We start from the raw sequence: 7,558 nt of genomic DNA, 5'->3' as shown, positions 1-7,558 counted from the left end.
TCGTTTTACTGAGTGTCTGATAAAAAGCAGGAACATCTTTCCAATCCATAGCTGGTATATTTTGTGTTTTATGGAGTTGTTTACCTAAAAGAGCACGTGCTTTTTCTGTTGCTTGTAAATCAACATCTAACCCTAATGCAGCCGCATGTTTGAGACAAATATTAAGACGATTCAGTGCTTTCTCTGCTGTTGCAGCTTTTGTATGCCAAATAGGAGTAAGAACATTGCGTATCTCTGTTTGTGTAATCTCTGAAACGGGCAGACAACCTAATTTTGGGAGAATATAAAGCCGTAAAGGTAAAAACCAGTCTCCAGCCTTACCATCATCTTTTAATTCAGCTTTACGACTTTCAAAAGCATCTAAAGCAATATCTTTTAAATAATGGAGATTGCTTATTACCTCACGCTTTTGTTTTTCACGTTCTTTAATGGGGTCACGCCCTTCATGCAAAACAGAACGCCATTGATTTGCTAATTCACGGGCTTTTTTTAAAGAGACATGTCTTAATGCCCCCAAGCCCATTTCGCGACGACGCCCGTGAATGGTATAACGATAAAGCCATTGAGCACCCCCATCTTTACGCTTATGGAGTAACAAGCCGGCACCATCATTATATTTGCCAGCCCCCAATGTTGCGACAGATCTTGCATTAAGACGGTTCATAAGGACCATTTTTACTCCTTTCTTATACAGTTTTTACCCACACACCAGCCCCGCTTTTGACGTGCAAGCAAGTGATATTAATTGATTCAATCTGAGAGGGTTTAGAATGAGAAAACCTTACTATATTCGGGTCTTTAATTCAACATGCAAAACAGTAAATTATCTATATAAATCAATGTGTTGCTAGCGCCCGGCGCCCTTATGGGCTGTCAATTAAAAACTTTTAGTGAATAGAAAGAATTTCAAATGGAAAAAAACGAAATCAACATCACTACCGATTTCTTATGTGATTTGTGGATGGCTGTGTGTAAAGAAGCTAATAGTGAAAATATTGATATTGATACTGAAGATAACTATCACGTTTCTTTAGTAGAGCTTATGGGGGCTCTCGAAAAAGTTTTGTTTTTTAAATTACAAAACGAAATTCCAAATTTTACAAAAATTTTAGCAATTATTACAGAATTTGGTCAATCTGAACCAATTGAATCAATAGTTTCATTGCTAAAAGCTTATAATCCTATTTTTGATAATGTGCATAGCATTAATGAGGCTGCTTAAATAAAGCGCAGGCGCAGCGGGGCGCCTGCTTTTTAACTTTACTAGGAAAAAGAAGAATGTCACAATATTTAATCAATGTAAATCAAAAAAATCCAATAGACGTAAATCAAATCAACATAGATGATAGCGTTCAAACTATGTCTAGTGTTGAAATTGCAGAGTTGTGTGGTAAGCAACATAAAAATGTTATGCGTGATATTAAGCAAATATTTAGCGAGCTCAAATTTGAGCCGGCTAAATTTTTAAGCACTTATATTGATGAACAAGGGAAACCCCGCCCTTGTTACAACCTCCCCAAGCGTGAATGTTTAATTCTTGTTTCTGGTTATAGCACTGCTTTGCGTGCAAAAATTATTGACCGTTGGCAGGAATTAGAAAAGCAAGTAGCAATACCACAAATAAATTTAGCAAGTGCTTTGGAAAATCCTCTTACGATTAAACAACTCCTTTTAGAAAGTATCAATCAATTAGAAACTTTAAAAAATGAAGTAAGTACACTCAAACCAAAAGCAATAGCTCTTGATGGTCTAAAGCGCTCGGATGGCTTGTTTGGTATTATAGATGCTGCGAAAATCTTAGAAGTAAGACCTAAGGATTTATCAGATTACTTACGAAGATATGGTTGGGTTTACAAAAGAGTACCAAGTGGTCCATTATTACCATATCAAGATAAAATACAAAAAGGTTTAATGGATTGCACGACCATTACTATTCAAAAAAATGATGGTACAGAAAAGACAGTCCCGTCAACAAAAATAACAACAAAAGGATTGGCTTTATTAAGAGAGCAAATCCACGGAAATATGCAATAATTAAAAAAAGCCGTTTCTTTAAGGGACGCGGCTTTTATTACAAGGATGTAGTATATATCATTTCCAAATGTAAAATGCAGAATAAATATCGCATATTTTGTGTATAAACGCAATGGCGTTTTTATCAAATTGCATCATAAAATAGATCATGCTATACTTAATTCGCAACGTTATTCTAGCGTTGTTTTTTAACCGTTCTCTAGATTAAAAACATTTATTATCTTAAGTATCAAAAAAAAGCCGTGCCAATTGATTTTGACACGGCTTTCATTTTGTTGTTTTGCAATGCATACTAGCGTCAAATAAAATACTACATATTGTGGATAAAGGCAAATGTATTTTAATTCTATTTGCATCTTAAAACAGGCTATGCTAATATAGAAATCGATTTAAGAAACTGAAAACCTTGTCCATCTTTTTTAGGTGGCAAGGTTTTTTTATATCACCTTATCATAACCTTGCTTTTGAATGCTCTAATCAAATGATAGACAATAAAAAAAACCGCGTCAAAATTAATCGACACGGCTTTTTTCACACGCTTTCTGTTATTCCATTATCCAAGAGTGGACGAATATCTCTATATTAAACAATCTGTGTAAAAAGGCAATGTCAAAATAATTTTTAAATTTTCTCTAAAACTGTTGTTTTTTCACAATTATTAGGTGTTTGTTTTAAACTGATTTGTAAATTTAAAGCATCTAATACACTAAAGAAAGTAGAAAGCCGTGGGTCACCTTTTTTGCTTAAAGAGCGGTAAAGAGATTCACGATTTAACCCTGTCTCATGGGAAATTGCGGTCATTCCCTGCTTACGTGCAATAATTCCTAATACATATGAAACATAACTACTGTTTTTAGTTTCTAAAGCATCTTGTAATAATTCTTTAAAATCTTCAGTGGTTTTAAAAAATTCGCTAGCATCAAATGGTGTTATTTTCATCATCAATCTCTTTTACTAATTGAAGGGCTTTTTCAATATCCTTTTGTTGAGTTGATTTATCACCCGCATTTAATAATAAAATAATCTCTTTTTCTCTTTTTACAAAATAAATTCTGTAACCAGCACCATAATGGATACGTAACTCACCTATGCCATTAAAAAATTTAACATCACCTAAGAGACCGTATTCAAGACGTAAAATGCGCATAGCAATTTTCTTTTGTACTTGTTTGTCTCTTAAAGAGTTTAACCATTTATTAAAATATGACGTTTTCTTAATAATGAACATATGTAGTTTATAAACTACGAAATAAATAATGTCAATTGTAATGTTTATTCAAAAATATTTTTATTATCTTATTGAAAACATTGTAAAAATAGTAAAATTATGCTATAATTTTTGCATGATAGAATGGAACTATAAGCATGTTAAATAAAGTGATTTTAATTGGCTATTTAGGGGCTAATCCCGAAAGCAAAACAATGCCATCAGGTGGTGAGGTAGTCAATTTTCGTTTAGCAACATCTGAGAGCTATACAGAGAAGGCAACCAATAAGAAAATCCAAAAGACAGAATGGCATTCCATTGTGGTTTTTAATCCACATTTGGCAAAAATAGCACTTCAGTATCTTAATAAAGGCAGCAAGGTCTATATAGAGGGGCAGTTACAAACCCGTAAATGGCAAGATAAAAACGGTGTTGAACGTTTTGTAACAGAGATTGTCTTGCCACAATACAAAGGCGACTTAAAGCTTTTAGATGGCAAAAATGATGATGATCAAGAGCAGTCGTCCCCTTATGACAGAAGCTTTCACAGACCTCTTGATATGCCTACAGTACCAAATGACAGCGTTCCTTTTTAAGAGGGTATGAGTGAAAAAAAATAAAAAGAGGGGACGCCCTAAGATAACAGGGCAGGTAAGAGAAGCCAATGGACGTATATCGCGTGCAAAAGCACCTCGTGAAGCCATTGATAAATTGGCAATAGAAATGCGTGCAAAGCGCTTCTGTTTAAGCTTACAAGAGGCTAAAAATCCGCTTTCTGGTACCTATATAGGGCGGCTTTGCTTGCAAGGTGTACTTACTCAAGAGCAATATGACGCCGCACAACAGTACCTGCAGATACGAAATAACTACCTTTGTGCAAAGGGCTTGCCTAGTGCTATTTATGATGATGTTTCTACAAATTCAGACCCTAATAGTCTTGAACAGTGGGTTGAAAAAGCAACGCGTCATTATCAATCTGTTCACGAGGCAATAAAAGAAGCGCAAAATCTCTATAGACAGTACAATCTTTACGCTGCGCTACAGTACCTCGCTATAGAAGATCAAGAATTACCGCATCTTGTGAACTCACTGCGAGTTGCTCTTAATGCACTTCAGAAGTATTTTTCATAAAAGTTTATAAAAAGATTAGTTCCCATGATATCCGATAAGAAGCTCTGCAATTAGCCAAATTATCATAAGAATTGCTAGAAGCTTTATACCACACCCATCGGTGTAATCAGGGAATAAAAGCCCACTTATCAATCCGAAAAGCATTATTATTATTCCAATTACGATAAATACCGTATACCATGGAATTATGGTTACTAATAACCCTAGCAAGCACAAAGAAAATATCACTATTATTAGAAAAGTATAGTCTTTGTAAGAAGAAGAGTCAAAAAAAATATATAATCCAAATACTAATGGATAAAATGAAACTATTAACGTAAACGCTGCTAATAGGGGGCTTATTGTTACTGGAAGTGGATCTAACGTTACAAACATCGTAGTCATAAATATTACTTTCTCGGTATTTATTGTTTAGAATGTATCCACTTTTATAATTGATTCCCTTTAAAGTTATCAATATGTGTTATTTTTGTGTTGACAAAGTGATGCAAATCGTATTTAATGACAATTACGGCACTAGTCGTATTGTATCTAAATGAGGGTTGGATACAGTTTAAAGCCCCGCAAATGCGGGGTTTTTTATTATCTGGAGGGAGGAATTTATGACATCCGAAAACACAAAGCAGGTTTTACAACCGACCAAAAAGCCTCTGCCTCCTAATGCTGGTCAAGGGCGGGTAAAAGGGGTACCGAATAAGAATACGCGTCTTCTTAAAGAGGCTATCATTAAAGCTGCTGAATTGGCAGGCAGCAAATATGGTAAGGAAGGGCTCATCTCTTATCTGGAAAAGCAAGCGATTAAATGCCCTGCGGCTTATTTAGCGTTGCTTGGTAAGATCTTGCCCTTGCAAGTGACAGGAGAGGATGGGGGAGCCATTAAGATGATAGGGCGCGTGGAAATCGCTCCTTTGGTGAATGACAATACGACAGATTAAGATTGTACCAAAGCTTATACCGATTTTTGCAGGCAAGGCGGCGGTGCGTGCTGCTTTTGGGGGACGGGGGTCAGGAAAGACAAGGTCCTTTGCCTTGATGGCTGCTTTAAAGGGCTATCAATTTGGGATGGGGGGAATATCAGGCATTATCCTTTGTGCACGGCAGTTTCAAAATTCGCTAGCAGAAAGTTCTTTAGAGGAGATTAAGCGTGCTATTGAAGCCCATGACTTTTTAAAGGACTATTATAAGGTTGGGGAATCTTCAATTAAGTCGAATGATGGTCGTATAGCCTTTCAGTTTTGTGGTCTTGACCGGAATATTGCCAGTATCAAATCCATGGGGCGGATATTGCTGTGTTGGGTTGATGAGGCAGAACCAGTCACAGAGACAGCTTGGCAGACGCTTATACCGACATTGCGTGAAGAAGGAGAAGGATGGCGAGCAGAGTTATGGGTGACATGGAACCCATTACGGGACAATGCACCGGTTGAGAAGCGCTTTCGTTTTTCAGACAATGAAGCCATTAAACGTGTTGAGATCAATTGGTCAGACAATCCGAAATTTCCAAAGATCTTGAATGAAGCGCGGCTTGATGACCTTAGAAACAGACCAGAGACCTATAAACATATCTGGGAGGGTGCTTATCTTACCGCTGTTCAAGGGGCTTACTTTCAAAAGGAGATGTTGGCAGCTGAGCAGGAGGGGCGGATAGGGCGTGTTGCTCGTGACCCTTTAATGCAGATACGCGCCTTTTGGGATATTGGGGGAACAGGAGCCAAGGCAGATGCAACGGCTATATGGATAGCACAATTTGTTGGTAGAGAAATAAGGGTGCTTGATTATTACGAGGCACAAGGACAGCCCTTATCAGAGCATATCGGTTGGTTGCGTCAGAATGGTTATGAGAAGGCATTAATGGTGTTACCCCATGATGGTGCGACCAGAGACCGTGTGCATAATGTGAGTTTTGAGAGTGCGTTAAATGATGCGGGTTTTGAAACGCAGGTCATTCCTAATCAAGGAGCAGGTGCTGTTAAGATGCGTATAGAGGCGGTGCGGCGTATTTTACCTTCTGTTTGGTTCAATGAAGAGACGACGGTAGCAGGACGCAAGGCACTGAACTGGTATCACGAAAAATGGGATGAGAAGCGGAATATAGGGTTAGGCGCCGAGCATGATTGGTCCAGTCATGGTGCGGATGCTTTTGGCTTAATGTGTGTGGGTTATGAACAGCCGGTGCAGAAACATAAGAGAGAAGCTTACAGCGGTAGAGACGCTTATGAGAGCACGTCATGGATGGCAGAATGATGCATGATGAAGAGCATTTAGACAAAGATAGCAACATTTCAGATTTGTCGACAGAAGGTTTGTTTCGCAAGCTTGTAAGCTGGTACAAAGAAGATGTTGAGCATGTGAACAAATGGCGCGAGCAAGCACGTGAAGATTTTTGTTTTTACAATGGGGATCAGTGGAATGAAGCGGATTTAGCTGCGTTAAAAGAACAGCGCCGCCCCGTTATGACTTTTAATCGGATAGCTCCGCTTGTGAATGCCGTTGTGGGAGCTGAACGCAATAATAAGCGTGAAGTACAATTTATTCCCCGTCAAATAGGCAAGGCATTGCCCAGTGAATTGCTAACCGGTGCAGCAGAATGGTTTCGTGATATGGCACATGCGGAATATGCGGATTCTGATGCTTTCCAAGATGCTGTCATCTGTGGCATGGGCTGGACCGATACCAGACTTGATTACGAAAACAGTATAGATGGGGAACCGGTTATAGCGCGTTTAGACCCGTTAAAGATGGTTTGGGACAGTACAGCGGTGCAACCGAATTTAACCGATGTCCAACGCTTATGGTATGTAGATCGCAAGCCCTTAGAAGTTGCAAGACAAATGTTTCCAACAGCCCATTGGAGCGAACTCAGTGCGGATTGGGCGAGAGATGGGAGTACTTATGAGGGGATTCATCACAATGATGGTGATTATTACAGTGATGATGGGAGCGTTGATGTTGAAAATGGGCGGCGGATGGTGACCCTTGTTGAATGTCGTTGGTTTGAAAGCGAGAGATATTACAAAGCGCCCGATTTAAGCACTGGAGAACTTCGTGACTATAGTGAAGAGGAATTTAAGCAACTCCAATGCATGATGCCTCAGATACAAGGGGCGGCTTTTAACAAAAAGGTTGTAAAGCGTGCTTTTTTAGGCAGGAAAGTTTTGCTTGAACCAGATCAACCTTTGGTTCCTT

10 protein-coding genes are annotated in these 7,558 nt (G+C 38.5%); 7 read left to right on the top strand and 3 right to left on the bottom strand.

What is annotated here, in order from left to right:
• A partial coding sequence (locus PVV69_RS08760; protein WP_273757206.1) for an Arm DNA-binding domain-containing protein occupies positions 1-673 on the bottom strand: 673 nt, incomplete at its 3' end.
• A 237-nt stretch (positions 674-910) separates the two neighbouring features.
• Here PVV69_RS08760 and PVV69_RS08755 point away from each other — a divergent pair.
• Together PVV69_RS08755 and PVV69_RS08750 are read left to right on the top strand one after the other, a co-directional pair.
• On the top strand, positions 911-1,222 hold the full coding sequence (locus tag PVV69_RS08755) for a hypothetical protein (protein ID WP_273755655.1): 312 nt from the start codon (positions 911-913) through the stop codon (positions 1,220-1,222).
• Positions 1,223-1,359: 137 nt separating this feature from the next.
• Entirely contained in the window at positions 1,360-2,034 is a 675-nt protein-coding gene (locus tag PVV69_RS08750; RefSeq protein WP_404978380.1) for a phage antirepressor KilAC domain-containing protein, read from the top strand.
• Between the two features lie 621 nt (positions 2,035-2,655).
• Here the strand turns inward: PVV69_RS08750 and PVV69_RS08745 are convergent.
• Together PVV69_RS08745 and PVV69_RS08740 are read right to left on the bottom strand one after the other, a co-directional pair.
• Entirely contained in the window at positions 2,656-2,973 is a 318-nt protein-coding gene (locus tag PVV69_RS08745; protein ID WP_342752724.1) for an addiction module antidote protein, read from the bottom strand.
• Entirely contained in the window at positions 2,954-3,262 is a 309-nt protein-coding gene (locus PVV69_RS08740) for a type II toxin-antitoxin system RelE/ParE family toxin (RefSeq protein WP_273722108.1), read from the bottom strand. Before PVV69_RS08740 ends, PVV69_RS08745 begins: the two co-directional genes overlap by 20 nt.
• Before the next feature lie 137 nt (positions 3,263-3,399).
• Here PVV69_RS08740 and ssb point away from each other — a divergent pair, with 137 nt between their 5' ends.
• The 5 genes from ssb to PVV69_RS08715 all read left to right on the top strand — a co-directional run.
• Complete coding sequence (gene ssb, locus PVV69_RS08735; RefSeq protein ID WP_273757123.1) at positions 3,400-3,837, top strand: single-stranded DNA-binding protein; 438 nt, start codon at positions 3,400-3,402, stop codon at positions 3,835-3,837.
• A 10-nt stretch (positions 3,838-3,847) separates the two neighbouring features.
• Positions 3,848-4,372: a hypothetical protein gene (locus PVV69_RS08730; RefSeq protein WP_273757204.1), complete on the top strand. Its 525-nt coding sequence runs from the start codon at positions 3,848-3,850 to the stop codon at positions 4,370-4,372.
• Positions 4,373-4,974: 602 nt separating this feature from the next.
• Positions 4,975-5,307, top strand: a complete 333-nt coding sequence (locus PVV69_RS08725; RefSeq protein ID WP_273757203.1) for a hypothetical protein — start codon at positions 4,975-4,977, stop codon at positions 5,305-5,307.
• Positions 5,288-6,616, top strand: coding sequence for a PBSX family phage terminase large subunit (locus PVV69_RS08720; protein WP_273757202.1), 1,329 nt, complete (start codon positions 5,288-5,290; stop codon positions 6,614-6,616). Before PVV69_RS08725 ends, PVV69_RS08720 begins: the two co-directional genes overlap by 20 nt.
• A partial coding sequence (locus PVV69_RS08715) for a portal protein (protein WP_273757201.1) occupies positions 6,601-7,558 on the top strand: 958 nt, incomplete at its 3' end. The genes PVV69_RS08720 and PVV69_RS08715, both read left to right, overlap by 16 nt.

This window comes from Bartonella sp. MM73XJBT (assembly GCF_028618465.1).
Classification (GTDB): domain Bacteria; phylum Pseudomonadota; class Alphaproteobacteria; order Rhizobiales; family Rhizobiaceae; genus Bartonella.
This window is presented reverse-complemented; position numbering and strand designations above follow the sequence as displayed.

What these genes read in the sequence shown, in the direction of transcription:
- ssb (WP_273757123.1), top strand. Translation starts at nt 3,400, where the DNA reads ATGTTAAATAAAGTGATTTTAATTGGCTATTTAGGGGCTAATCCCGAA.
- PVV69_RS08740 (WP_273722108.1), bottom strand. Translation starts at nt 3,262, where the DNA reads ATGTTCATTATTAAGAAAACGTCATATTTTAATAAATGGTTAAACTCT.
- PVV69_RS08755 (WP_273755655.1), top strand. Translation starts at nt 911, where the DNA reads ATGGAAAAAAACGAAATCAACATCACTACCGATTTCTTATGTGATTTG.
- PVV69_RS08720 (WP_273757202.1), top strand. Translation starts at nt 5,288, where the DNA reads ATGACAATACGACAGATTAAGATTGTACCAAAGCTTATACCGATTTTT.
- PVV69_RS08745 (WP_342752724.1), bottom strand. Translation starts at nt 2,973, where the DNA reads ATGAAAATAACACCATTTGATGCTAGCGAATTTTTTAAAACCACTGAA.
- PVV69_RS08725 (WP_273757203.1), top strand. Translation starts at nt 4,975, where the DNA reads ATGACATCCGAAAACACAAAGCAGGTTTTACAACCGACCAAAAAGCCT.
- PVV69_RS08750 (WP_404978380.1), top strand. Translation starts at nt 1,360, where the DNA reads ATGTCTAGTGTTGAAATTGCAGAGTTGTGTGGTAAGCAACATAAAAAT.